This is a genomic window from Streptomyces sp. NPDC058001 (assembly GCF_042886315.1).
In the GTDB taxonomy this organism is placed as follows: Bacteria; Actinomycetota; Actinomycetes; order Streptomycetales; family Streptomycetaceae; genus Streptomyces.
In genome coordinates this window covers 613,122-638,601 of record NZ_JBHVQT010000003.1, presented here as the reverse complement: position 1 = coordinate 638,601, position 25,480 = coordinate 613,122, and the positions used below count along the sequence as shown (strand labels likewise).

The 25,480-nt window shown below is 68.9% G+C and carries 22 protein-coding genes and 1 pseudogene; 6 read left to right on the top strand and 17 right to left on the bottom strand.

The features are described from left to right. Positions 1–22 precede the first annotated feature (22 nt). From ACFVT5_RS09620 to ACFVT5_RS09585, 8 genes are all read right to left on the bottom strand, one after another. Positions 23–2,056, bottom strand: coding sequence for a beta-galactosidase (locus ACFVT5_RS09620; protein WP_389883491.1), 2,034 nt, complete (start codon positions 2,054–2,056; stop codon positions 23–25). Between the two features lie 105 nt (positions 2,057–2,161). Next, positions 2,162–3,754, bottom strand: coding sequence for an FAD-dependent oxidoreductase (locus tag ACFVT5_RS09615; protein ID WP_389883488.1), 1,593 nt, complete (start codon positions 3,752–3,754; stop codon positions 2,162–2,164). A 112-nt stretch (positions 3,755–3,866) separates the two neighbouring features. Further along, positions 3,867–4,907: a LacI family DNA-binding transcriptional regulator gene (locus tag ACFVT5_RS09610; protein WP_389883485.1), complete on the bottom strand. Its 1,041-nt coding sequence runs from the start codon at positions 4,905–4,907 to the stop codon at positions 3,867–3,869. Continuing rightward, entirely contained in the window at positions 4,904–5,974 is a 1,071-nt protein-coding gene (locus ACFVT5_RS09605) for an ABC transporter ATP-binding protein (protein WP_389883482.1), read from the bottom strand. The genes ACFVT5_RS09610 and ACFVT5_RS09605 overlap by 4 nt, the downstream gene beginning before the upstream one ends. After that, the gene (locus ACFVT5_RS09600) at positions 5,974–7,008 is read right to left on the bottom strand and encodes an ABC transporter ATP-binding protein (RefSeq protein ID WP_389883479.1); all 1,035 of its coding nucleotides are present in this window, start codon (positions 7,006–7,008) and stop codon (positions 5,974–5,976) included. The genes ACFVT5_RS09605 and ACFVT5_RS09600 overlap by 1 nt, the downstream gene beginning before the upstream one ends. Positions 7,009–7,045: 37 nt before the next feature. Beyond that, complete coding sequence (locus ACFVT5_RS09595) at positions 7,046–7,942, bottom strand: ABC transporter permease (protein ID WP_389883476.1); 897 nt, start codon at positions 7,940–7,942, stop codon at positions 7,046–7,048. A gap of 6 nt (positions 7,943–7,948) precedes the next feature. After that, positions 7,949–8,959 carry an ABC transporter permease gene (locus ACFVT5_RS09590; protein ID WP_389883629.1) on the bottom strand — a complete coding sequence of 337 codons (1,011 nt, stop codon included), beginning with the start codon at positions 8,957–8,959 and terminating at the stop codon, positions 7,949–7,951. Positions 8,960–9,003: 44 nt separating this feature from the next. Next, entirely contained in the window at positions 9,004–10,665 is a 1,662-nt protein-coding gene (locus ACFVT5_RS09585; protein ID WP_389883473.1) for an ABC transporter substrate-binding protein, read from the bottom strand. Between the two features lie 592 nt (positions 10,666–11,257). Between ACFVT5_RS09585 and ACFVT5_RS09580 the strand changes: the two genes are divergently transcribed. Next, positions 11,258–11,536, top strand: coding sequence for a hypothetical protein (locus ACFVT5_RS09580; RefSeq protein WP_389883471.1), 279 nt, complete (start codon positions 11,258–11,260; stop codon positions 11,534–11,536). Positions 11,537–11,563: 27 nt separating this feature from the next. Here ACFVT5_RS09580 and ACFVT5_RS09575 read toward each other — a convergent pair whose 3' ends face one another. From ACFVT5_RS09575 to ACFVT5_RS09545, 7 genes and pseudogenes are all read right to left on the bottom strand, one after another. Next, entirely contained in the window at positions 11,564–12,136 is a 573-nt protein-coding gene (locus tag ACFVT5_RS09575; protein WP_389883469.1) for a transcriptional regulator, read from the bottom strand. A gap of 18 nt (positions 12,137–12,154) precedes the next feature. Next, on the bottom strand, positions 12,155–13,777 hold the full coding sequence (locus ACFVT5_RS09570; protein WP_389883466.1) for a helix-turn-helix domain-containing protein: 1,623 nt from the start codon (positions 13,775–13,777) through the stop codon (positions 12,155–12,157). Continuing rightward, a complete protein-coding gene (locus ACFVT5_RS09565) occupies positions 13,777–14,067 on the bottom strand; it encodes a helix-turn-helix domain-containing protein (RefSeq protein ID WP_389883463.1) in 291 nt (96 codons plus the stop codon). Before ACFVT5_RS09565 ends, ACFVT5_RS09570 begins: the two co-directional genes overlap by 1 nt. A gap of 105 nt (positions 14,068–14,172) precedes the next feature. After that, positions 14,173–15,057: an aminoglycoside phosphotransferase family protein gene (locus ACFVT5_RS09560; RefSeq protein WP_389883460.1), complete on the bottom strand. Its 885-nt coding sequence runs from the start codon at positions 15,055–15,057 to the stop codon at positions 14,173–14,175. Positions 15,058–15,065: 8 nt separating this feature from the next. After that, the gene (locus ACFVT5_RS09555) at positions 15,066–16,463 is read right to left on the bottom strand and encodes a hypothetical protein (protein WP_389883457.1); all 1,398 of its coding nucleotides are present in this window, start codon (positions 16,461–16,463) and stop codon (positions 15,066–15,068) included. A 206-nt stretch (positions 16,464–16,669) separates the two neighbouring features. Beyond that, a pseudogene (locus ACFVT5_RS09550) lies at positions 16,670–16,928 on the bottom strand (hypothetical protein); the annotation flags it as partial. A 172-nt stretch (positions 16,929–17,100) separates the two neighbouring features. Then, positions 17,101–17,943 (bottom strand): PhzF family phenazine biosynthesis protein, encoded by an 843-nt coding sequence (locus ACFVT5_RS09545; protein WP_389883454.1) that lies wholly within the window; start codon positions 17,941–17,943, stop codon positions 17,101–17,103. Positions 17,944–18,370: 427 nt separating this feature from the next. Between ACFVT5_RS09545 and ACFVT5_RS09540 the strand changes: the two genes are divergently transcribed. From ACFVT5_RS09540 to ACFVT5_RS09525, 4 genes are all read left to right on the top strand, one after another. After that, on the top strand, positions 18,371–19,090 hold the full coding sequence (locus ACFVT5_RS09540; RefSeq protein ID WP_389883451.1) for a tRNA-dependent cyclodipeptide synthase: 720 nt from the start codon (positions 18,371–18,373) through the stop codon (positions 19,088–19,090). A gap of 64 nt (positions 19,091–19,154) precedes the next feature. Continuing rightward, entirely contained in the window at positions 19,155–20,435 is a 1,281-nt protein-coding gene (locus ACFVT5_RS09535) for a cytochrome P450 (protein WP_389883448.1), read from the top strand. Positions 20,436–20,803: 368 nt separating this feature from the next. Beyond that, positions 20,804–21,337 (top strand): EF-hand domain-containing protein, encoded by a 534-nt coding sequence (locus ACFVT5_RS09530; RefSeq protein WP_389883445.1) that lies wholly within the window; start codon positions 20,804–20,806, stop codon positions 21,335–21,337. Between the two features lie 14 nt (positions 21,338–21,351). After that, positions 21,352–21,693: a MazG nucleotide pyrophosphohydrolase domain-containing protein gene (locus ACFVT5_RS09525; RefSeq protein WP_389883442.1), complete on the top strand. Its 342-nt coding sequence runs from the start codon at positions 21,352–21,354 to the stop codon at positions 21,691–21,693. A 13-nt stretch (positions 21,694–21,706) separates the two neighbouring features. On the opposite strand, the gene ACFVT5_RS09520 is transcribed toward ACFVT5_RS09525, so the two are convergent. After that, entirely contained in the window at positions 21,707–23,509 is a 1,803-nt protein-coding gene (locus ACFVT5_RS09520) for a serine/threonine-protein kinase (RefSeq protein ID WP_389883439.1), read from the bottom strand. Between the two features lie 147 nt (positions 23,510–23,656). Here ACFVT5_RS09520 and ACFVT5_RS09515 point away from each other — a divergent pair, with 147 nt between their 5' ends. Further along, the gene (locus tag ACFVT5_RS09515) at positions 23,657–24,307 is read left to right on the top strand and encodes a hypothetical protein (protein WP_389883436.1); all 651 of its coding nucleotides are present in this window, start codon (positions 23,657–23,659) and stop codon (positions 24,305–24,307) included. 94 nt (positions 24,308–24,401) lie between these two features. On the opposite strand, the gene ACFVT5_RS09510 is transcribed toward ACFVT5_RS09515, so the two are convergent. Next, complete coding sequence (locus tag ACFVT5_RS09510) at positions 24,402–25,073, bottom strand: AIM24 family protein (protein ID WP_389883433.1); 672 nt, start codon at positions 25,071–25,073, stop codon at positions 24,402–24,404. Positions 25,074–25,480 lie beyond the last annotated feature (407 nt).

The following is a 25,480-nucleotide window of genomic DNA, read 5'->3' as shown; positions in this document are numbered from 1 at the left end:
AGGGGAGTTGAGGGTGGCGCGGTCACTGGCGGGAGGTGTCCGGTGCGCCTTCGGTGTCTTCCCGGATCACCGCCACATCGCCCGGGGGAAGGGTGAGCGTGCCCGGTGAGCTGGAGCCCGTCAGGAGGTCGACCCCAGTGGTTGCCACCTGCGCGGGGCGTGGGGTGTGGTTGACGGAGAAGAGCCAGGACCCGCCGTCGGGCGAGGTTCTTCGGGTGACCTCCACACCCCCTCCGGAGCCGTGAATCGGGGGCGCGCAGCCCGCCTCCGAGGCCCATCGGGGCAGCAGACGCAGCAGGGAGGGGTCGTCTGGGCGGGTGGCCAGATAGCGGGTGGTGCCGTGGCGGAGGATGGCCGGGCCACCTCGCGCGGGTCCGTCGATGAAGCGGCTCTCCACCACGGTGCCCACGTCGGGTAGGACCCGCTCGGCCCACACGCGGCCGGTCGAGCCGTCGTCCAGACTGACGGACCGTCCGGCGGCAAGCGGGAGATACTCGTCCACGCGCAGTCCGAGCAGTTCGCGCAGTGCTCCCGGGTAGGGTCCGGCGTGTACGCGGTCGTCGGGGTCTACCAGTCCGCTGAAAGGGCCGACGACCATGTGGCCGCCCCGCGCGGCATGGTCCTCCAGGGCGCGGGCTGTGGCGGTGGACAGGGCGTAGAGCGAGGGCACCAGCACGAGGCGCTGGTCGCCGGGGGTGCGGACCACGTCACAGGGCCGGCCGGCGGTCCACAGGGCTCGGTGCCAGGCGCGAAACACCTCGGAGTACGTCATGTCGGTGCTGGGACGGTGGGGCAGTTCCAGGGCCCACATGGCTTCGTAGTCCAGTAGGAGGGCGATCTCGGCGGGCGGACAGGTGCTTCCGCCGAGGTCGGTGAGACGGTCCACCGCGGCACCGAGATCCTTGGCCTCCTGCCAGATCCGGGTGTCATCGCCGCCGTGCGGGACCATCGCGGAATGCCACTTCTCCGGTCCGTGGGCCGACTGCCGCCACTGGAAGAACATGGCTCCGTCGGCGCCCCGGGCGAGGTGGGCGAGGGTGTTGCGGGCCATTTCACCGGGTGCCTTGGCGAGGTTGCGGGGCTGCCATTGCACCGCGGACGTGGAGTGCTCCATGAGCAGCCAGGGCCGCCCGCCGGCCAAGCCTCGGGTGAGGTCCGCCGACAAGGCGAGTTCGGCGTTGTGGTGCGGGTCCTCGGCCCCGAGGTAGTGGTCGTTGGACACGATGTCGACGTCACGGGCCCAACGCCAGTAGTCGGCCCAACGCATACTGCCGGTCATGAAGTTGGTGGTGACGGGGCGGCCGGGCGAGTGGGCGTGCAGGATGTCACGTTCGGCGCGGAAGCAGGCTCGGTGTTCGGCGTCGCCGAACCGGTAGAAGTCCAGCCACAGACCGGGCGGCAGGCCGCCGGTGCTGGCGCGTGGCGGGATCACCTGGTCCCAGTCGCTGTAGCGCACACCCCAAACCGTGGTGCCCCAGCGGTCGTTGAGTGCCCCGAGGTCGTTCCCGTACGTGGCGCGCAGCCAGGTGCGGAAGGCGGCGGCGGAGGTGTCGCACCAGCAGTGGGCGTTGTTGTTTCCGTATTCGTTGTTGACGTGCCACATCACCACGGCCGGGTGCTCGCCATAGCGTTCGGCGAGGCGACGGGTGATCAGTGCGGCGCGTTCTCGGTAGGCGGGTGAGGACGGGCAGTACGCCTGCCGGGAGCCGGGGGCGAGGGAGCGCCCGTCCGCGGTGGTGGGCAGTGACTCGGGGTGGGCATGGGAGAACCACAGCGGGGGCGCGGCGGTCGGTGTGGCCAGGTCGACGGCGATGCCTGCCTCATGCAGCAGGGCGATGCTCTCGTCCAGGCCGGAGAAGTCGAGGACGTCCGGATGGGGCTCGATCCAGGACCAGGCGAAGATGCCGAGTGACACCAGGTTGACCCTGGCTTCGCGCATCAGACGGATGTCCTCTTTCCAGGTCGCCTTGTCCCATTGCTCGGGGTTGTAGTCGGCGCCATAGGCAGGACGAGGAATGCGGCCCCATCCGGGCTGCGGCTGATCGGGTCGCGACATACACCTACTCCTGTGTCCGGGCTTCGGTGGACGGCTTCTTCGATGGATGGCTTCGGTGAATGGCCTCGGTGGACGGCCTCGGTGGACGGCTGCTCAAGGGGTGCCCTACGTGTGGCGGTGTGTGCGGACCTCCTCCGGCCAGGTCAGCCCGATGCCCAGGTTCTGACTCAACAGCCGCTGATAGTCGGCGAGTTCCTGCTGATCGGAGCGGACTTTGCGGGGCGGCAGATCATGGTCCAGGCAGTACGCCGCGAGCGCGCCCACGGCCTCGCCGATGGCCCACTCCACGGGGTGCAGGCGGTAGCAGCCGTTGGTGATGTGGGTCGTGCCGATGTTCTTGTTGGCGGGCAGCAGATTGTCCACCCGCACCGGAATCAGAGCACCCAGTGGGATCTGGAACGGGTACGCCTCGATGTCGACATACGTGCGCCCCGCCGTGCTCGGGTGGAGGTCGATGCGATAGCTGCCGAGCCCCACACTGTCGTGGAAGATCTCGCTGCCCGAGCCGGGCGGCCGTGCCTCGACACCCACGTGTTGCTCAAGGACCGTGAACTCGGCCTGGATACGGCGCGATTCACGGATGTACGGCGTCTTGGCCAGGCCGTCCGACGTTCCCGTCACATCGGGTCGCAGCCGTAACCCCGGGTAGCCGGTACCGCCGTCCGGTCGCGGTGCCTCGGTCTGCATCCAGTGCAGGAAAGACAACGACAACTCACGGGTGGCGAGCAGCGCCGCCTCGGCGTCGGCCTCGGGCACACCCAGGATCGGCCGTTCCCAGTAGTCGATCTGCGGCCAGTTGACGACCGTCAGGTCCGTGTCGTACGCGCCCTCGGCGAACTGCTCACGGGCCCGGATCCGACGGAACTGGAAGAGGTCGAAGTGCTCGCCGGCCTCCCGGTCGGCGTCCATCAGCCGCCAGGTGCGCTGCTTCAGCGTGATCGGCACGACGTCGGTCCAGGACAGCTGCGATCCTGGCCAGAAAGGGGCGGTCCGGTTCTTCCACTCCTCGTAGGCCGCGGGGCGGTCGACCACATGGTCCTCGCCCGGCCGGTGTTCGAGCGCGAAACACCAGGAGATGGCCTGCTGGTCCAGTGGGTCGGCGGTGTCGGGCGCGTGTGGCTCGCCGGTGGTGTCGCGGCCCTCCGCCCCGATGACGTGCTCGATCCCGCCCAGCTCCAGCAGGTCTCCCAGCTCGGTGGCGTCCACGGTGTACGACGCCGAGACCGTGAGTTCCGCGCCGGTGTCCAGGTCCTGGAGCGTGACGGCCTCGATCCTGTCGCCGCCGGCGTGCACGGCCACAGGCCGATGACGGGTGAGTACCCTCACCGTGCCGGCGGAACGCCAAGGCGCGAGCATCTCCTCCAGCACGGCTGCCGACACCCTCGGCTCGTGGCACATCCTGCTGACGACGCCGAGGCCGGGATCGAGCAGTGGATCGTCGGCATGGCGCAGCGGATAGTTGCGCCGGTAGTAGTCGCGGACGCGTCGCCGCAGTTCCGCGTAGCCGGGCGGGGCGGCCGGGCCCTCGATCCAGGGATGCTCGTCGGGTGGCACGGCCTGGGCCGTGAGCTGGCCGCCGAGCCAGTCGGTGGGCTCGGTCAGCACCACCGTGCGGCCCAGCCGGGCGGCGGTCAGCGCTGCCGCTACGCCGCCGAGACCGCCACCGACGATAAGTACCTCGGTCCGTGTTTCTTCCATGGCCCGTGGGCTCCTTCCAGGTTCTGCGGATGGGTGGGTATGGGCAGGCGGCATCGCCCGCCCCCTGGTAAGTGGTCCGTAGACATGGGCAGTTGCGCTTCTTTTGGGGGGCCTAACGGGCGTCGGCGATGGTGGTGCCCGGGATCACCGCGCAGTCGACGAGCAGGCTCTCGGTACGCTCGTCGGGATCGTCGAGCAGCGCCCGCAGCCGGTCGACGGCCATGCGTCCGATCTCGATCCGCGGGATCTCCAGCGAGTCCCACCGGCCCCCGGGATCGGGCGGTGCTCCTTCGAGTACGGCGACGGACACATCATCGGGAACCTTCAGCCCGCGGGCCGAGAGTCCGTCACGCAGCGAGTTCGCGAGCCGTACGCTCTCCACGACCACCGCGGTCCCGCTGCCGCGCGCCAGTTCGTCGAGCCATGCGTCGCTGATTCCCTGCTCACCGTGGAAGCCGGGTGAGTGGTCGGTCAGACCCAGCCGGGCCACGGCTTCCGCGTAGCCGGTCCGCCGGTCTTCGTACGGCTCCATCTCCAGGTACTCGCGGACATAGCCGAGGCGTCGGTGGCCGTGCCCGGCCAGTTTCTCCACGATCCGTGCCGAGGCCGACCGGTAGTCGGGGATCACCGAGGGGATCTCGGCACCGGGCACCTCACGGCGGCCGATGTGGACGAACGGGTAGCCCTCGTACCAGAGTCGGGCGAGTTCGTCGCGGTTCGTGGCGACGCCGAGCAGGATGCTGCCGTCGGCGAGGTTGAGCCGGTTGGTGCCGTCCCGGTAGATCTTGCGTTCACCGCCCCCGCCGACGCCGGTGGACGTGAACAGGACCAGGTCGAAGCCGGTCTCTTCGGCGCGCTCCTCGATACCCAGGAGGAACTCGAAGTAGAAGTCCTCGCGGGCGTGCGGGAAAACGGGTTCGAAGGTGTGCACTCCGAGCAGGTTGTTGCGCTTCTTGCGCATGGCGCGGGCAGCGGGGTTGGCCACATAGCCGAGCTGACGCACCGCGTGCAGGATCCGCTGCCGCGTCTCCTCCGGGATCCGGTTGGTCGCCGTGTCCCCGCTGACCACCCGCGACACCGCCGACTGGGAGACCCCCGCGAGGCGTGCCACGTCGGCCTGGTTCGGCGCCTTGTCCCGGCGTCTGGCTGTCACTGTGCGGCCTCCTGCGGTACGCGCCGGGTCATCGCCGCGGCGTGAGTGGTCTGAGCGAGTTCACCGGCCCGGCCCTTGGCGTGCAGCCAGCACCGTGTCCAGTGGCCGCCGCCGAGTTCGGTGCGCGGCGGAGCCTTGGACGCGCACTCTGCCATCGCGAAGGGGCAGCGTGGATGGAATCGGCAACCCGTGGGCGGGTCCACGAGGCTGGGCGGCTCGCCGAGTTCATCGGCGTCCTTGAAGAGTTCCTCACGGCGTCCGAAGCCGCGCTCCGGGTCCGGTGAGGATTCGATGAGCAGCTTGGTGTACGGGTGCTGGGGTGCGGCGATCAGCTGCTCCTTGGGGCCTGACTCCACCATCTGTCCCGCGTACATCACGGCGATGTCGTCGCAGAGATAGCGGGCGCCGGCGATGTCGTGGGTGATGTAGAGGAGAGCGAGCCCGTCCTCCTCGCGCAGTCGCTGGAGCAGATTGAGCATCTCCAGGCGGATGGACACGTCCAGCATCGAGATCGGCTCGTCGCCGAGCAGTACCTTCGGCTCCACCGCCAGGGCACGGGCGATGACCACGCGCTGACGCTGACCGCCCGACAGTTCGTGCGGGAACTTCTCCGCGATGTCTTCGGCGGGCGTGAGGCTGACACGCTCCAGCAACTCGGTGACACGGCGGCGACGCGCGCCCGCGTCGAGGCTCTTGTGGTGCAGTCGCAGGGCGCGGTCGAGGTTGTAGCGGACGCGGTGCAGGGGGTTCAGCGAACCGAAGGGGTCCTGGAAGATCAGCTGTACGTCGGCGTGGTAGGCCCTGGCGTCCCGTCCGGCCGAGACGGTCCTGCCCCGCAGCAGGATCTCCCCGGACGTCGGCTCGTAGAAGCGGGCCAGCAGCCTGGCCAGAGTCGTCTTGCCACTGCCGCTCTCGCCGACCAGGGCCAGGATCTGACCGGGCCGCAGCCGCACGGTGGCGTCCTCCACGGCCCGGACGACCGAGGTACGGCCGAGGGCGCCGCGCACGGTGAAGTGCTTGGACACAGCGCGGGCTTCGAGGACCGGCGTGTCGTCTTGGGCGTTCATCAGCGGTCTCCCGGGGTGTGCAGCAGGCAAGCGGCCTGGTGGCCGTCCGTGATCTCCAGCAGCGGGGGCAGTGTGCGGTCGCAGCCTTCTACGCGCAGTGCGCAGCGCGGATGGAACGGGCAGCCGGAGGGCGGTCGGCGCAGGTCGGGTGGCGTGCCCGGGATGCCGCGGAGGGTGCGCAGGGGCGCGCGCAGCGGCGGGAAGGAGTCGCGCAGACCACGGGTGTAGGGGTGCTTGGGGTCCCGGTAGAGGGTCTCCGCGTCGCCGGACTCGATGATCCGGCCCGCGTACATGATGGCGATGCGGTCGGCGAGTTCCAGCAGCAGCGACAGGTCGTGGGTGACGAAGACGACGGAGAAGCCCAACTCCCGGCGCATTCGCAGTACTTGGGCGAGGATCTGGCGCTGCATCACCACGTCCACGGCCGTCGTGGGCTCGTCCATCACGACGAGTTCGGGGCGGCAGGCCAGGGCGAGCGCGATGGCGGCGCGCTGCCGCATCCCGCCGGAGAGCTGGTGCGGGTAGTCGCGGACGCGGTCCGCCGATATGCCGACCATGGCGAGGAGTTCGGCCGCACGCCGCCACGCTCCCTGCTTGCCCAGACCCTTGTCGTGTGCCCGCAGCACGTCGGCGAACTGGGCGCCGATACGCATCACCGGATTCAGCGCGTCCATCGCGGACTGCATGACGATGGACAGGGCCGTCCAGCGGTAGCGGCGCAGTTCCTTCGGACCGAGACCGACCAGGTCGACGGGCGGTGACCCGTCGCGGCCGTGGAAGAGGATCTCCCCGGCGGTGGTGACGGCCGGCGGGCGTTGCAGCCGGGTCAGGGCGGTGATGAGGGTGGACTTGCCGGAGCCGGACTCCCCCGCGATGCCGAGGATCTCCCCGCGGCGGAGGGTGAATCCGACATCCACACAGGCCCGTACGGGATCGTCTCCGGTCGCGTACTCCACATCGAGCCCGCGCACTTCCAGCACCGCCTGTCCGGCGGACGCGGCGGCCGGTAGGCGTTCTTCGGTCCGGGCGGTCATCGGGGGTCACCTCCCACACGTACGGTCCGTGCTGTCCTCACGACGACCCTCCCGCCTGTACGAGCTTCTTCGGCTGCCGCGCCTTCTTCACGCGGGCGACGCGCAGCTTGGGGTTGGCCAACTCGTCGACGCCGAAGTTGACCAGCGCCGCGGCGGTGCCGATCAGGGCGATGCACAGCCCCGGCGGAACGAACCACCACCACAACCCGCGCAGTACCGCGCTCTGCTGCTGAGCGGACTGGATCATGGTGCCCCAACTGATCGCCCCGGCATCGGAGATGCCCAGGAACGCGAGACCGGCCTCGGCGAGCACCGCGCCGATCATCGCGTGCAGGAACATCGACGCGATCAGTCCGGTGAGATGCGGCAGGACTTCGAAGAACACCAGCCGGTACCCCCGTTCCCCCAGCATCCGCATCGCCCTGACGAAGTCCCGGCTTGCGATGCTGAGTGCCTGTGCCCGCAGCGTACGGGCGCCGCCCGACCAGCCGAAGAGCCCGATGATCAGCGCGACGGTGGTCAGGCTGGTGCCCTCCAGATAGCCGGCGACGATCAGGATCAGCGGCAGTACGGGCATCACCAGGAAGAGGTTCGTGAGGAAGTTCAGCGCGGCGTCGACCTTGCCGCCGTAATAGCCGGAGGGCACGCCGACCAGGATGGCCATCGCGGTGCCGACCACCGCCGCGAGCACGCCGACATACATCGAACCGCGGGCACCCGCGATGACCTGGGCGAGGACGTCCTGCCCGAACTGGTTGGTGCCCAGCAGGTGTTCACCGCTCGGAGGCCGCGAGATGCTTTTGATCTCGTTGGCCCGCGGGTCCACGCCCAGCAGGTCCACCAGCCAGGGGCCGAAGAGGGCGAGCAACGCGAAGAAGGCGAGGGTGCCGAGGCCGATCCGGACCTTCCAACTGCTCAGGAACTCGGTACGCACGGCAGGTCAGCCTCCTTCCCGGATACGGGGGTCGAGCAGGGCGTAGACGGAGTCGGCCAGCAGATTCGCCAGCAGCACGGTGAGGGTGATGAGGAGGAACACGCCCTGCATCACCGGGTAGTCACGCTGTTGGAGGGCGGTGAAGAGCAGATAGCCGATGCCGGGATAGCTGAACACGATCTCCGTGAGCAGCGCCCCGCCGATGACGTGCCCCAGGGCGAGCGCGAAGCCGGTGAAGTTCGGCAGCATCGCGTTGCGGGCCGCGTACCGGAGCAGGACCCGCTTCTCAGAGAGCCCCTTGGCCTGGGCGAGCAGCACATAGTCCTCACGGACGGTGGTGACCGTCATGTTGCGCATGCCGAGCAGCCAGCCGCCGAATGCCGAGAACAGGATGGTGGCGGCGGGCAGGGCGCCGTACCGCAGCACGCTCAGCAGGAACCCGGGCGAGAAACCGACCTCCAGATCGGCGTCGTACCCTCCGGACAGCGGGAACCAGCCCAGCGAGAACCCGAACACCCACAGGGCGATCAGCGCTGTCCAGAAGTACGGGACGGCGGAGACGAAGGTGACCAGCGGGCTGATCACGGTGTCGAAGCGGCTGCCCGCCCGCCAGCCGGCCAGCGCGCCGAGGCCCGTGCCCAGCAGGAACGCCAACACGGTGGTCGACCCCACGAGCAGCAGAGTCCAGGGCAGCCCTTGCCGGACCAACTCGCTCACCGGCATGGGGAAGTTGGAGACCGAGATGCCGAGGTCGAAGCGGGCCAACTGGGCCAGGTAGTCGAGGTACTGCCGCCCCAGGTTGGCGCTCGGTTCGCCGAAGATGTTCTGCACCGATCGCAGTGCCTCGGGGCCGAGTTGCTGCCCGCTGACGCGTTGCAGTTTGTCGACGATGGCGGCGGACGGATCGCCGGGCATCAGCCGGGGAAGGAAGAAGTTCAGCGTGATCGCCGACCAGAGTGCGACCAGGTAGAACCCGAGCCTGCGGACGACGAACCGCCAGCGGCGCGCGACCGGCACCTTGCTGCGGCCCTCGGTCGTGATCGGGGGTGCGGTGAGCGTGGTCACTTCGCCGCCGGCTTCAGTCCCAGAAGGGTCAGGGTGGTGTCGGGGCCGAGGCCCGGGAACGGCACGGCGTGGAAGTTCTCCGGGGTGGGCCAGCCGGTCCAGTGCTTGCTGTTGATGGCGATGAACCAGTAGCTGTTGTAGATCGGGCTGTACGGCACCTTCTGCGCCACGATCCGCTGCATGGTGTGGCTGGCGTCCTCCAGCGCCTTCGGATCGTTCGAACCGATCAACTTCTCCACGGCGGCGTCGGTCTCGGCGTCCTTCCAGCGACCGAAGTTGGTCGCCGCTTTCTGGCCCAGCGGTCGTAGGGCCCGGCTGCTGAGGGCGCTGTAGACACCGGGAGCCCCGGCCCCGGCGGTGGTGTTGATGGTCAGGTCGAACTCGCCGTTCTGCTGCGCCTCGAAGAGGTTCGCTCCGGGGGCGCCCACCGGCTTCACCTTGACACCGAGCACGCTCTCCCAGCTCTTGATCACGATGTTGGCGTACGCGTCCCAGCCGTAGTCCTGGTTGAACGACAGCGTCGGGCTCCAGGACTTGCCGTCCTTCACCAACTTGCCGCCCTGGACAGTGAATCCGCTCTTGGCCAGCTCGGCCTTGGCCGCTGCTCGGTCGACCTTCTGGACCTTGCCCCGGTACTCGGGCAGCAACTGGTCCTCGTAGATCTCGTCCACGAGGCCGGTCGGCCCGGCCTCGGTGCCGGGGCGCTCCAGTGTGGCCACGATGTCGGAACGAGGGATGGTCATCGCGAGGGCTCGGCGCAGATGGACGTTGTCGAACGGTGCCTTGGCGGTGTTGTAGAACAGGGCGTAGGCACCGCCGGTCGCGTAGCGCTGGTAGAGGTGATGCCGCGGATCCTTGGCGACGTACTCCTTCTCCGCGCCGCTCCAAGCACTGAGCGCCCAGTCGATGTCACCCCGCAGCAGTTGCGCCCTCACGGCGTCCGGTCCGCTCGGGATGATCTTGACGCGCTTCATGGGCAGTTCGCCGCCCCAGTAGTCGTCACGGGCCGTCAGCGTGACCTGCTGGGCGGAGAACTTGCTGAGGGCGAGCGCTCCTGTGCCGACCGGATCCGGGTTGGTCCAGGTCTTGAGGTTCTGCCGTGCCCAAATGTGCTTGGGCACGATCGGCATGGTGACCGAGCCGAGCTGGCCCAGCTCGCTGAACGCCGGCTTGGGAAAGTGCACGGTGACCGTGGCCTCGTCCACCTTGGCGACCTTGTCGTAGGTGACACCGCCGAGGTTGAAGCTCGGGTCGCTGAGCGGGATGCCCAGGGAGAACTCCACATCGTCCGCGGTCATCTTCTTGCCGTCGGAGAAGGTGACGTCGTCGCGGAGCTTGACGGTGAGCGTGGTGCCGGCCCGGTCGAAGGTCATCGACTTGGCCAGCCACGGCTTGACCTTCGCGCCATCGCCGTAGTCCACGCGGGCCAGCGGCTCGTAGATCATCTCGGCGCTCGGGGCTTTCTGAGCGGCCGGGCCGAAGACGTTGTAGTTGCGGACGAACGTGGTACCGCCGTCGGTCTTGCCGAAGACGAGAGTGTCGGCGCCTCCGCCTCCGCTGTTGCCAGTGGTACCGGTGCCGGCCGTGCAGGAACTGGCCGCCAGCGACACGGCGACGGCCGCGACGGCGGCACGGACAAGGGTTCTCCGGGTGGGCATGGCTGACTCCTGGCTGTCTCGTGCGAGGCGAGAGGGGGATGGCTGGGATGGAGCGCCTGGTGCGTGTGGTGCCGTGAATCTGCTCATACGTATGAGCAATGGTGCGGAGCCCCGAGGCGGGGGTTGCTTCTACGTATGACCGAGGAACGTACGCAGGTTACGAGGGTGCGTCAAGGGTGTGACAAGCATCTGCTGAAGGACGGTCATCTCACAGCCGCCGCAGGGCAGTTGCCGCGTGACACCGCCAAGCCTCGGCGGCGTAGCACGCGTACGCTACGCAAACCCTCGGAGCGAATCCGAGCGGTCATGGTCAAGGCGTGTTCTGTTGTGGGGAGTTGGCGTGAATCGCGGTGTCGGACGGGTGCTGCCCCTGGCGGTTGTGGTGCTGCTGAGCGGGTGCGGAGGTTTCGGAGAGAGGGTGTGCACGCTGATAGACACGCCTGTCGGAATCCGGGTCAAGGTCCCCCCGGAACTGGCGAACAAGGCGGCCGACGCGACCCTTACGGTTTGCTGGGACGACACCTGCCACAAGCGCCCCCTCCAACTGCGGGAGACCTGGTCGGAAGAGCAGGCCGCCCCGGGGAATCCCGTAATGACCACGGAATCCGCGACCGCCGAAGAAACCCCGGCAGCGAGCACATCGAGACACCCCCGGCCCTATCCCTGGCCCGGCTTCATGGTCATACGTGACCTTCCGGGAAAGCCGATAGACGTCACGCTGGTATTCAAGAACGAGCAGGGCGCCACCGTGCTCGACCAGCAGATCAGCACGACCCCGAAGCTCAGCTATCCCAACGGCCGCCACTGCTCGCCGGGCGGGCCCCAAGTGCTCCTGACGGTCACGGCGGGGGGCTCGCTGATCGCACGCTGACCATGCGACTCCACAACGGGCCGCTGGTCAGGCGGCGAAGCCCACGTTCGTGCAGTACTCGTACTGGCCCCACTGCGAACCCAGGTCCACGATCTGCTCGATCCAGGCGTCGTCCAGGGCCCGGTCGTCGGCGGCGGACCAGGCGCCGATGATGCGGTCCCAGTGGCGGATGTTGAGGGTGCGGAACTCCAGGACCCGCTGCTGCGGGCGGTTCACGCCGGACTGGTTGAGCGGGTGAATCTCCACGCGGGTGCCGCGGCCCTCCCGGTTGAGCCGGGGCAGGAGGTAGCGGGCGACGTTGTGGCGGCGGACCGTGCGGTAGGCGTCCTCGATCCTGGTCAGGTTCTTCTTCGACGGACGGCGCTGTTCTTCGAGCCAGGCGTCGATCGTGCGGCCTGTCACGGTCAGACCCGCCTCGCGGGCGGCGGCCAGGGCATGGCCGGTGCGGGTGAGGTAGTGCAGACGGGCCAGGAGACCGCGGGGCGTGGTGACGGGGCTGGTGATGTAGCGGAGGTAGGAGTCCAGCTGCCGGGCCACCGCTTCGTGGCCCTTGATCCCTCTGGCGCCGTACTTGCCGAATTCGATGGTGCGCTCGGGCATGTGCCGGGTGTTCCTTGCCTAGTCGGTGGTCACGCTGTCGGCGGCCTCGTCGGAGCCGGCGGTGTAGGCGTCCTTGACCTTCACCTCGGTGACACCGCGGCCTTCGGCGAAGACACGGCGCCAGTCGCCGATGACGTGGAGTTCGTCGGTGCCCTGCACGCTGACCACCATCAGGCCATCGTCGTGGGCCTTGTATGCCTTCGTCCAGAGGTTGGCGAACGCCTGGGAGCGGATGAGGTGCATCCAGTCCGGGCGGTTGAGGTCCCGGTTGTAGGTCGACTCCCCCATGGTCGAGACGAACTTGGAGTACATCGCCTTCACGTACTCACCGGTGATCTCGTCGTCCTCGGCGATGGCCTTGTCGCGGGCGTCCTTGAGGGTGACGCGAAACTTCTCCAGCAGACCCTCGGTCGCGCCGGATGTGTACGACTCATGGATCTCGGGCGCCTCGCACAAACGGTACTTCGGGCCGGACAGGCGTAGCAGCAGACGCAGGGTGGGTTCGGTGACCCACAGCGGTCCGGCTTCGTCGCGGTTGCCCAGTGGGTTGGGCAGGATGGCGTCGTGGTCCCAGTCGGGCGGGGTGATCAAGTGGACTCCGGCTCGGCGCCGGTCGTGGACATTGCCTTCGGAGTGTTCCAACTGGCCGATGGGCAGGTGGGTCTTGAGGGCGGACAGATAGGCCCCGTTGATGTCGAGGCTGGTCACCTCGTGGCGCCCGGCAGGCAGGTAGGGGCGGGTCCACTTGGGACGGGCCTCCCAGATCTGGTCGGCTCCCCTGGCGGTCCTCTTGCGCAGGATGTCGGGGATCCACGGGTGGGCCACGACGTCGTAACGGCCGCCCTTGCGGGCCGTGTCCAGCAGGACCATCGCGTCCGGGATCGCGCGCTTCAGCAGGGCGGCCGTCGCCGCGTCGACATCGCCCTCGTGCCTGGCCAGGGCTGCCGTGACGGCCTCCCCGATCAGATCCGGCATGTCGGAGGCCGCCTGCACGCGGCGGGCGACGGACACCGTCCTCACCGGCGCGGCGGGGCGGGTCCTCACCGACGCGGCGGGCCGGGGGGATTCGCTCGCCGGGCCATGGGTGACCGTCGGTTCTGGTGGTGTCGGTACGCCGCACGCGGCGGGGTCCAGGTGCTGCGGGAATCCGGCGACCTGGTGGCGTGCGGGCTGCCCGCACAGGACGCATGGCTGGGGCACGCCCAGGACCTCGACGTCGTCGGAGTCAGATTCAGATTTGGCTTCGGCTTCGGCTTCGGCTGCCGGGGACGGCTGAGCTGCCGTATCGGGATGATCCGTGGGCGACACCGCTTCGGCGCCCGGTGTGGCGGGGTCGGAGTGGGAGGGGTGTGCGCGGGCGGCGGTTTCGGCCGCCGGGGCCACCGGGGCGGCCTCAAGGTCGGCGAGCCTGGCTTGAGCGCCTTCGAGGAAGTAGGCGTAACGCTCACGGACCTCGCCGGCCGGGTCACGGCCCGATTCCCAGCCGCCGACCGTGGACGGGCTCACCCCCAGCGCCCGCGCCACCTGCGCACGGGAGAGGTCCAGCGCCTCACGCAGGGCGCGACGCCGCCCGGCCGGGGGTAGCTCGACTTCCTGACGGGCCGTGGCCAGCAGGGCATCGATCGCCTCGAACTGTGCCATCACCGCGTCCCTTTCTTCACGGGCGCCCGCAGCCGCCCGGCGCGACGCGCGTCGGGCAGCGCCTCGCACGCCCGGGTCGGGCCCGCCAGCAGGTCCAGGACGTCCATACCGTAGTGCACGGCCAGTGCCTCACAGTCGGCCAGACTCCAGGCGGCGGCCCCGGACTGACGGCGGCTCACCTGGGCCTGCGTCACCCCCAGCGCCTCGGCCAGCCTCGCCTGCGACTCGCCCGAGGCATGCATCAGCGCCGCCACCACCACGCGCACCCGTTCCGGCAGAGACATCCCCATGACCCCAACTCTACCAGAGAGTATGCAATTTATGATTCATTCATGAGTTACTCGCATGAATGCGTCTCGTCAGCAGTCCGTGACCGCCAAGCACGGTTGCCGCCCCTAGACCGACGCCAGAACACTCTCAAGTGCTGACCGGCCCGCGGGTCCCCAGGTCGTCTTGCCGCCGGGGAGGCCCAGTTCTCCCGCCCGGCCGATGCTGATGAGACCTATGGCGCGCAGGACCGCCCAGCCCCGTGCGCGGCGGATCATCGCCTCGTCGGCGGTGGCGTACGCGTCGAAGAATCGCGTGGCCGTGCCTGAGGGAAGGAGCAGCCACGCGGCTGAGAGGTCGGTTGCCGGGTCACCGGCGCACACCTCGCCGAAGTCGAGCACGCCGGTGAGTGTGCCGTCCGCGACGACGACGTTCGCAGGATGCAGGTCGCCGTGCAGCCATATGGGAGGGCCCTGCCATTCCGGCGCGGAGACGGCCTCACTCCAGATGTCCCGGACTTCACCGCCGATGTCGGCGACTTCTCGGTTCAGCTCGTCGAAGTCGATCCCGAGCGCCTTGAGCGGGACTCCGCGGCTCGGATTGGCCGGGGCCTCGGCCGGCGCGATCTGGTGCAGCGCGGTGAGGAATCCCGCCAAGGCGTCGGCCGCGTGCCCGCCGCGCGTGACCACGGCCCGGTCGGCCGGTTCGCCGGGAACCCATTTCGCGACGATCCAGGGCCATGGGAAGCGTAGGGAGGGTTCAGAGATCCGGACCGGCGTCGGTACGGGAAGGGGAAGGCCCGGGGTCAGGGCGGGCAGCCACCGGTACTCGTTGCGCAGGAGGGACGGTGCGCGGGGCGTGCGTGGCATCCGTACGGCCAATTCGTCGCCGAGACGCCACAGTTGGTTGTCCCAGCCGCCGACCACCTCACGCAGGTTCAGCGGTGCGAGGTCCGGCTGCTGCTCCCGCAAAAGGGAGTGCACCAACTTCTCATCCATCTCGATACCGTCCATGGCCCCACTCAACCATGGAGACCCGGGGCGCCTGTGACACCCCGCATCCCGTCACCCATGTCCGGTGACCATCGTCCGAGGCGTTCCGCGAGGTCCACGAGCTGGTGCATCACCGTCGGCGGCAATGTCGGGTTGGCCGCGGCGGCGAACGCGCTGCCCGGCAGGGTGAGTCGCCGCGACAACTCATCGGCGGGGAGCCGGGGATCCCGCACGGCCCAGCCTTCGACCTCCGGATCGTCGGCCAGCCGCAGCGGCAACTCCGGACCGGCTGCCGGATCGTCCAACGCGGCCAGCCGCAACCGGAAGTTCGGGTCGTCCACGAACCGGGCGAGACCGGGCCGGGCGAAGTTCCGGTGAAGTCGCAGGACCGACCAGTTCCGGTCATCGGCCGTGGCGTACACCTCCACCAGCAGTTCGTGCGGCGCGTCCTCGCAGTAGGAGCAGAGGACGCGCCGTACCCCCGCGTCCTCGTCCGCGGCCAACCGCGCCACCACGTCGGCCGGCAGATCCCGCCGCTTGGCCAGCGCGCGCCGCAGCCCGACGTGTGCCGACGCGGCGATCCGCCGGGCCGCCTCGGGATCCGCCGCCCGCTCCTCGACCCAGCTCGGCCAGGGAGACCACTCCAGCACCAGATACGGGATCGAGGCACGCTGCTCTTCGGTCAGGTCCTCCCGCATCGACAGGGCGAGTCGGACCTCGTCGGCGGGGTCATCGGCGAGTCGCAGTGCCAGTGCGAGCGGGACCTCCGGATCGCCGGCGGCGCCACACCGTACGAACGGGTCCGTGTGTGTCACCCGAGCCTCGGCCGGCAGCGGCTCCGGCTTCTCCTCCGTCCGGAACAGCTTGGCGATCTTCTCGCGTACCTGTGGGGAGGGATCGTCGAGCAGCCGCTCCCGTACCGGCTCCGGGAGCCCTTCCCACAGCGTCCGGGTCAGCGCCCCGGCCCGAACACCTGGGTGCTCGTCCTCGACAAGCCGGTGCCGAACGGCATCGGGTAGCCCCGGAGCTGCGGTGACGCACCCTCGGACCTTCGAATCCGGGTCCCCCGCCAGTGCCGCCAGCGCCTCCGGGGGGCTCGATCGCCCGAACTCGGAGAGCAGGAGCGCGTACACGAATCGGACCCTGGGCTCTACGTCGTACGCGAGCCGCGCCAGCACGGTGACATCCGCGGTCGGGTTTTCCGCCACGTCCAGCCGGTGTTGCATCCGCGACGACGCGACCGCGATCGCGGTCGCCTCCTCATCGAGCCGGCGCCAGGTGAGCCACAGCCGGTCCGCCGGTAGCTCGTCGAACTTCAGCAGCCGCTCCAACACCGTCCCGGGCAGAGCCGGATTGCACGTCAGCCCATGCAGCCACGCCCCCGCGACGGCCTCATCCGCGCCGGCCCGTTCAAGTATCTCGTCCACCGCGCACATCCCTCCCTTCGCACCCACGGCCCATGGGCCGTATGCGCCTAGGGACGTCGCCGATATGTCGACCAGACCTCCCGTACAAGTATCCGGTAGTGGGGTCTGATTCGGCCTGCGAGAGGTGGCTGCGCTTGTGCGGGACTCCGGGTACGGGCCGGTGGGTCGGTCATACTCTGCCGGATGGAACTGGAGGTACGGCACCTTGCCCGGAAGCACTCCCACGAACCAAGCGGCGACGGAGAGCGCGGCGACATGGCGGGTACGGGGATGCATCACGCCTGCGGCCAGGGCCAGTTCGGCGGCGCCGCTGGCGTACGTCCACGTGCGAGCCTGCCCCGGGAGTACCGTCGGGACGAGCGAGTCGAAGAAACGCGGCGACGCGAAATGCAGCGTTCCCGCCCCTGCGAGTAGGCCGGCCAGAGCGACGGCGGAACGGTCGGCCATGGGGTCCTTGGGGGCCATGCGTCAACTCCTCGTCGTACGGTGCCGCGCCGAGGTTGGCGGCGGGGCCGGCGGGCAAGGTTACTGGATGGTAGCCACCCTGCCCGGCGTGGCCGCGGTGACCAGCTGCGTCAGCTGAAGACGCTCTCCGCCGACACCACATGACGGTCCCGTCCCGACCCCGGTGGGGCGGTCAGAGAGTGATGGTGCCGCGGATGCAGACGGTGGCGGCGCCGCTGACCCAGACGGTGCCGTCCGTATCGGCGGTGATCTCGATGCTTGCGGCCCGTCCCAGTCTCGTGCCCTGGGAGACCCGGTAGGAGGAGGGTGCGGCGCCGGTGGAGGTGAGCCACTGACCGACGGCGGCGTTCATGCTGCCGCACGCGGGGTCCTCGGGCACGCCGGCGCCGGGGGCGAAGGTGCGCATCTCGAAGTGGTGTCGGCTCCCGTGGGCGTGGGCCCCGATCGCGCCGACCATCGCGGTCGGGATGAGGGAGAAGTCGGGTTCGATGGCGAGGACCTCCTCGGCTGTGGGGAGTTGGACCACGGCCCAGCCGGGACCGTTGTCGACCCACTGGTGGGCCACAACTCGGTCACGCGTGATGCCGAATGCGGCCACGATCCGGTGCAGAAAGTCGTCGTCAAGTGCGCCTTCACGCACACGAGGCGGGGCGGCGAAGGACAGGGTGCCGTCGCCACGGCGCACGGTGACCAGGCCGGCGGCGCACTCCTGCACAATGCGGTCGGCGTGCCGCTGTATGCCGCCGCCGTCCAGCCAGGCGCGCGCGGAACCAAGGGTGGGGTGCCCGGCGAACGGCAGCTCACCCTGCGGAGTGAAGATCCGCAACCGGTAGTCCGCCTCCGGGACGGTGGGGGGCAGCACGAACGTCGTCTCGGACAGATTCGTCCAACGCGCCAGGCGCTGCATCTCCTCACCGGTCAGGTCCGTCCCGTCCAGGACGACCGCGACCGGGTTGCCGGAATAGGGGCTCGTGGAAAACACGTCGACCTGCACGAACGAGCGTGTGCGCGGCATGGTCATCAAGGACCTTTCGAGCGGCTGCGGCGGACTCTGCGCGTCCCACCGGTCGGCGGCAGGTCCCATCCCAACAGGCGCCCGCACGGCCAGGACAGGGCCAGCCACAACAAAGTGGATTGATTGGCCGGGACCTGAGGAAGAGTCGTAGACCCGTAATGGTCCCCTTGCCCGGCCATGTGCGCCACGGGAGGGCGCGGGTGATCGCCGGCCGTGACAGGGTCGCGGGGATCCCCTCCGCGAGGGTCAGGGCCACGGCCCGCCCGTTCGCCGCGGTGTTCGTACCGCTGGTTGGCCGTGGTGGGACGCCTTGGATGATCCGTCCGCTTCGTCGGCGGCGCCCTTTCGAGTGAAGCACCACATGGGCCACCGTCATATGCGGAATGTGATCTTCCGTAAATGCCACCGTTGCTTTGGCTGAGGATCTATGTCTCAAAGCGAATTACCGTCACTCGCCGATCTCGCCGATCTCGCCGTGAACGTCGAGCCGTACGGAGTACGGAGCGAAGTCATCCTCAAGCAGGGCGACCACGCGCTCTTCGGCGTGAGCACAGGCAACAGTTACTTCAGCCGCCAACGCCTGGCCAACGCGATTTCCTGGGCGGCGGAACACTTCGAAGTGGTCGACGTGATCTACGCCGACCTTTATCTCGACGCGATGTCCGAAGCCTTCGGGTATCAGGTGGCGGACGCGCGCAGAAGCGCGACCAAGCATCTGCGTGGTGTGCGGCGGCGGATTCAGGGCGCTCTGGAGGATGTCGGCAAGGCAGCGGATCAGGTACGGGCCCGGCCGTTGTCCGATTTCCTGGAAGAGCCCGCGTATCAGGAGGTCCGGACGCGGGCACTGGCCGCGCTGCGCACCGACACCGAGCTGAGGACCGTTCGGGACGAGATGGCGTACCAGTTCCTCGCCAAGAAGCTGGACCCCGGGACGTTCCCCACCACCAAGCAGGTGCAGGTGGTGCTGAGCTACGTCGACGCCGAACTGCCGTTCTTCGTGGACAGCCCGCGCGTCCTGGGCGTGGCTTCCTCCGTCCACTGCTACCACACCGTCCTGGCCCTGGGTCGTCTGCTGTTCAGCGACCGTGCGGCGGGTCTGGGACCGGCCGACAACCAGGGCTACGCCATCGTCACCTGCCAGGACTGACACTCCGGCCGCGCTCGCGCCGTGAGAAGACACCCCGGACAGAAAGCAGCCCTCCATGTCCTCCATGCCATCACCACCCACCACATGCCCCCACACCGACCAGGCCGACGGGGCCGACCGGGCCGACCAGACCCACCGGACCGACCGGGCCTACGCGCCGGTCGAGTGGCCGCTGTCCCGGCGGGGCGACGTCGTGCCCGCCGAGTGCGCCCAACTGCGCCAGGAAAGCCCGATCGCCCGGGTCCGGACACTCACCGGCGACGACGCGTGGCTCGTCAGCAATTACGCCCTCGCCCGGCAGGTCCTTGAGGACGGCGAACACTTCAGCCTGCGTGAGACGGCCACTCCGGGCATGCCGCGCCAGTACGCGTTGACGATCCCGCCGGAGGTCGTCAACACCATGGGCAACGTCAACAGCGCGGGTCTCCACCAGGAGGTGCTCAGGGCATTCGGCCCCCGGTCCGGCCCGGCGTCGGCCGAGTGGATGCGCGAGCTGGCACACGAACTCATCGACAGCATGGTCGAGGAAGGCTCACCGGTCGATCTGCGGGAGCGGTTCGCCGAGCCCTACGCCTCGATCATGGTCTGCGAAGTGCTCGGCCTGCCGCGCGAGGACGGGCGCCGGCTCATGGCCGGACTCGACCTCGGCTTCGTCACCAGCCCTGTCGTGTTCGAGGGGTGCACCGCCAACTGGGACAAGGACTACGCCTACGTCCTGCGGCAGGTCCGCGCCGACCGGGAATCCCAGCGGGGCCTGATCCGGAGGCTGTGCGAGCTGCGGGACGATCCGACCCGTGACGGCGGTGCCTTGACCGACGAGATGCTCGCGGCCGTGGTCACCTCCCTGTTCGGGGCCGGCGCGATGAGCACGTATGTGTTCCTGCTGCACGCCGTGCTCACCCTTGTACGCCACCCGGAGGCGATGGAACGTCTTCGCGAGAACCCCGAGCTGATGCCCAACGCGGTGGAGGAACTGCTGCGTTGCACCCTGTCCATCGGTGACGGGCTGCCCCGGATCGCGCTCCGTGACGTACAGGTGGGGGACGTCGTGGTCCGCGCCGGGGAACTGGTCCTCGTCTGTGTGGAAGGGGCCAACTTCGATCCCGAGCAGTTCGACAACCCCGAGCGGTTCGACATCGACCGCGCGTCCAACCCGCACCTGGCTTTCGGCGGCGGCTCCCACTTCTGCCCCGCCTCGCTGATCTCCCGCGTGCACGCCGCGGAAGCACTCACCGCGCTCCTGGAACGCCTTCCGGCCCTGCGACTGGCCCTGCCCGCAGACCAGTTGGTCTGGCGCACGGGCAACATCAAGCGCGTACCCGAACGCCTCCACGTCTTGTGGTGAACCCGGAACCCGTACGGAGAACTCTGACCCACCGTGGCCCCATCGCCTTCTGGCGGTGGGGCTCGGGCTTGAGTGCGGCGGTGGAGGACCCGTCCCATTCAGGGTGACGTAGGGCGGTGTCCACGCCGGGCGGTGCGCATGCGTGCCCACTCCTGCACACCCGCACTCCAACCCGCCCGGGAATCAGGACAGTTCAGCCCTTCCCGCTACAGGTAGGACTTGTGCGTGTATGGGGGACGTGGCGGGGACAGTCATCCGGCGCGCGGACCGCCAGGTCCGGTACTGCCCTGCCTGGTGTGCGGGTGTCCGTGCGATGCCCTGCACGGAGGCTCCGTACGCCGGGAATCGCCTACAGAAAGGTGGCCGTCATGCGCCCTGAAGCCTCCAAGAGGGTCGCGCTCGTGTTCTCATTGCTCGACGCCAACGGTAACGGCGTTCTCGACGCCGATGACTTCGCTCTCATGGGCCATCACGTCATCGAGGTCGCGGTCGACTCCGGACCGGCCGCCAAGGAAGCGATGCGTGCCGCGTTCCAGCAGTACTGGACCACGCTGCTCACCGAGTTGGAGGACGACGGCGAGGAAGTGATCGGCTTCGAGGCGTACACGGCCTGCGTCCTCTCGCCGCAGCGGTTCGACACGACGATCGCCGCGTTCGCCGAAGCCCTTTCCACGCTCGGGGACCCGGACGGCGACGGTCTCATCGAGCGGCCGTTGTTCGTGGCCCTGATGACGGCGATCGGCTTCGAACGAGCCAACATCGACGCGCTGTTCAACGCCTTCGGTCCCACGGCTGACGACCGTATCCGGGTGGAGACCTGGGCGGAGGGGATCAAGGACTACTACGCCCCGGACAAGGCGGGCATCCCCGGAGACCACCTGGTCGCGGACACCTCACCTTGAGAAGGGAGAGCGCTGTGGACCTCGCAGAGATGCAGAAGCGAGCCGTGCGGATCCATGACCTCTACGACGAACTGAACCGCCATCAGCGAGGACGGGTCTGGCGACGGGACGAGTTCATGCTCGGCTTCGTGGGCGATGTCGGAGATCTGGCGAAGCTCGTGATGGCGGAGGAGGGAGCCCGCGAAGTGCCGGGCGGGCGTGCCGCGTTGGAGCACGAACTCGCCGACTGCCTCTGGTCCGTGCTCATCCTCTCCCACCGCTACGGCATCGACCTCGGTGACGCGTTCCGCCGCACCATGGACGAACTGGAAACATCCATCAGCGCGAAGATCCCGCTGAACGGAAGCGAGAGCTAGACACTTCTGTCAGTCAGCCGTCCTGGGGGTGGGTTTCTATGACCTTTCCCTTGGTGTCCGCCACCAGGTAGCCGGCGCCGTAATCGTCGGCGACGTAGATGCTGAGAGTGGGTTGGGAGCGGATCAGTTCCAATGCCTGATTCATGAGGATGTAGCGGGCGGTTGGCTTGGAGACGTTGAGGGTTAGGTCCGCCGTTTCGAACAGGGCCGGCAGGGCATCCCAGTCGAAGTCGGCGAGGTCCACAGGGGAGACGCCGCCGATGAGGGTGCCGCCGGCTCCATCGCGGGTGGCGCCGGCCTCGGCACGGTAGACGTAGCGGTCGTAGCGATTGTTGCTGCCTTTGATCACCGCATCCGCGGACACATGGGTGTCGTAGATGGAGAAGCTGGTTACGCGCGTGGTGTCCATGACGGTGGCGAGTTGTTTGATGACGTGGCGGAGTCCGACGGGGGACAGGAAGTCCTCCTTGCTTCCCTGGTCCTTCTTCTTTCCGTCAGTTGTGTCCTCAGGTGTGTCGTCGGACTTGTCGTTGGGGGGCGCCGTAGTTGTTCTGCCGGACGGGGACGGGCTGGTTGAGGGGCCCGTACTCGACCCCGGTGAACCGGAGTTGGAGTTGTCGTCGGGTGCGGGCAGCAACGTCCACACCAGGACGCCCGTAAGTGCGGTGCCCAGGAGAGAGGCGGCAATGGTGGTGGCCCGTGCCCGGCGGGCCTGGCTTCTCGCGCCGGTGAATCCCGCGCCCGCCGTGGTCGCCGTGCCTGGCGGGGGTGGGGGCGGGGTGATGTCCGGGGCTCCGTGCGGGACTCCGTCCGGGACACGGTCTTCGGGGGGTGCCAGGTGGTACGAGGTGTGAGTCGGCCGGGGTGGTGGGGTCGGGGTACCGACACTCGGCGACGATGACGGCTCGGATGGGGTGATGTCCTGCGCGGCGGGGGGCGCCGGCGGTACGGGAGCGGGGGCTTGCTGGTGTGTCGAGGTGACTGCCGCCTCGGTGAGCATGCGGTCGACCGCCGCGGCGTCCGGGCGAGTGGCGGGGTCGCGGACCAGCAGGGCGGTCAGGAGGCCCGTCAGGGGACCGGCCTTCTGCGGGGGCGGTACGTCTTCGCTGAGGACGGCGGCCAGGGTGGCGAGGGTGCTGGCCCGGCGCAGGGGGTGGTGGCCCTCCACCGCGACGTACAGAAGCATGGCCAGGGACCACAGGTCGGAGGCGGGACCGCCTTCCGCGCCGCTGATGCGTTCGGGCGCCATGTAGTCGGGTGAGCCGATGACGGCGCCGGTGGCGGTGAGGCTGGTCGATTCGCGTACGGCGGCGATCCCGAAGTCGGTCAGGACCGGGCGGCCGTCGGGGCGCAGGAGGACGTTGGCGGGTTTGACGTCGCGGTGTTCGATGCCGGCGGCGTGTGCGGCGCCCAGGGCGGAGAGGATGCCGCTGCCCAGGCGGGCGGCGTCGGCCACGGCGAGCGGGCCCTCGGCCAGGCGGTCCTGGAGGGAGCCCCCGGGGACGAGTTCCATCACTATCCACGGGTACGTGCCGGGGCCCGCGTCGACGATGTGGTGGATGGTGACGACGTTGGGGTGGTCGATGCGGGCCAGGGCGCGGGCCTCGCGCAGTACGCGTTCGCGCAGGGTGCGGGCCGCCTCGGGGTCGTACTCGGCCAGTGCGGCGTCCGGAGGGCGGACCTCCTTGACGGCGACGTCCCGGTGCAGGATCTGGTCGTGTGCCCGCCACACGGTTCCCATGCCGCCGCCGCCCAGGCGTTTCACCAGTTCGAAGCGGCCGTCGATCACCCGCGGGGGTGCGCCCTCGTTGTTCATGGCAGGAGCCTACGAACACCTGGGCAGGCATGTCCCGCCCCCTCCCCCTTTTCCGCCTCCGTGGGTGGATTCTCCCTGCTGGCGGTGTCGGAACGGGTATGGACCTGAAGGCTGTTGGCCGTGGTGCGGTGCGTAGGCTGGGTGTTCATGAGTACCGTCCGGGACAGCGCCGCCGCATCGCACCGCCTCGACGCCGATACCGGTGGGGGCGAATCGGGCGACAAAGACAATGTGCGTCGTGTTGCCCGTCGCGTGACCGATCTGTTCCAGCCTCGCAATGTGTTGCTCGCCGGGATGACCGGTATCGGTCTTGCGGCTGCCGGGCACTGGAGCGGTGCTCTGTGGGGGCTGCTCGGCGCGCTGTGTGCGGGGATCGTGCCGGCGGCCTACATCGAACGGGAGCGGCGCCGTGGGACGTTCGGCGACCGGCACGTGGTCGACCGGACCCAGCGTGCCCCGATCTTCTTCGTCATCCTCGGGTCCGTCGGCACCGGTGCGACTGTCATGGCCATCGGCGGGGCACCTGTGGGCATTCTGGCGACCATGCTGGGCTTGTGGTGCATGACCGTGATCCTGCTCGCCGTGAACACGGTGTGGAAGATCAGCGTCGACGCCGCCGTGGCCTCGGCGACCGTGTCCCTGCTCGCCACCGTGCACACCGTGTGGTGGGCCGTCGGATATGTGCTGGTGACGGCCGTGTGTTGGTCACGGGTCGCACTCGCCTACCACTCCCCCGCGCAGACCCTTGCCGGGGCGGCGCTCGGTGCGGCCACGCCGGTCGCGTATCTCCTCGCGTAGGCGGGCCTGGTGGGACCCGCGGGCCCGACAGCCGACGCGCACAAGATGCGCCGGATGCCAGGATGCCAAGGGTGCCGAGGGTGCCAAGGTGGTCCTACTGGGCCTTCTGCGGGGTCACCTCACTCGGCCGTACGATCACATGCCCCTCGCCCTGCAACATCAGCTGCACCGCCTCGCCGGAACCGCCACGAATCATCGAACCGACCGACTGTGAACGGTGCAGTGACGTCTGGAGGTGTGCCGTCCAGCCCACCACCGCGTCGGTGTCGACGTACACCGGCTGCTGCGCGGTCACCGGGATCACCAGGGGGCTGCCCTCGCAGATCAGGCCCAGCCTGCCGTAGCCGCTGAAGACGCTGTTGAACAGGCCGCCGCCGGTCATGCCGGCACCCTTCACCGTCTTTATCTCGTACGAGAGTGTCGCGTCGAAACACAGGACGTTGCGGCCGTTCACGGTCAGCAGGTCGCCCTGGACTATGTCGACGATGAAACAGCTCTGCGCCTCGTGCGCGAACCATGCCTCGCCCTGGCCGCGGACCGTCATCAGCGGCAAGCCCTCGCCGGTGACGGCCCGCTTGAGCATGCCGCCCACTCCCTGACCCTTGCGTTCGAACTGCAAGTTGCCCCGGTAGGCGACCATCGCTCCCTGGCGGGCGCGCATCTCGCCGTTGACCGCGTAGCGGATGGACTTCGAGTTCTGCAAGGTCATCCCGACGGCGGTCGCGGGTGCCACCATGTGCTCGTTGGAGAAGAGATCACTGTTCATACGCGCATCCTGGCATCTCGGGGTCCCTGCCGACCCCGTCGGGCTCCGGCTCCCCTACGTCATCGGGAGGACGACGACCGGGCAGCCGGACGCCAGGCGGCAGGCCAGACGACGTCCCGGGCAACGGCTCCTGACACACCGAGCACCCTCTGTCCGCCTACGCCGAATACGCCCACGCCGTCAAGGAGTTGGCGGCCCGCTATCACATGACCGCTGCCGCCCGTGGCCTGGTGTCGGGGCCGATTCAGTGGGAACCGACGCCCGAAGTGCTGGCGGAACTGGGCAAGTTGGAGTCCCGAGCCAGTCGTTGTTCGCCGAAAGCGCCTGCGACCGGATCGGCCGAAGGTCATTCCCCTGGTGCTGCTACCCCGCCCACCCACTCCCCGCTCGACCCTCCCGATTCTCCC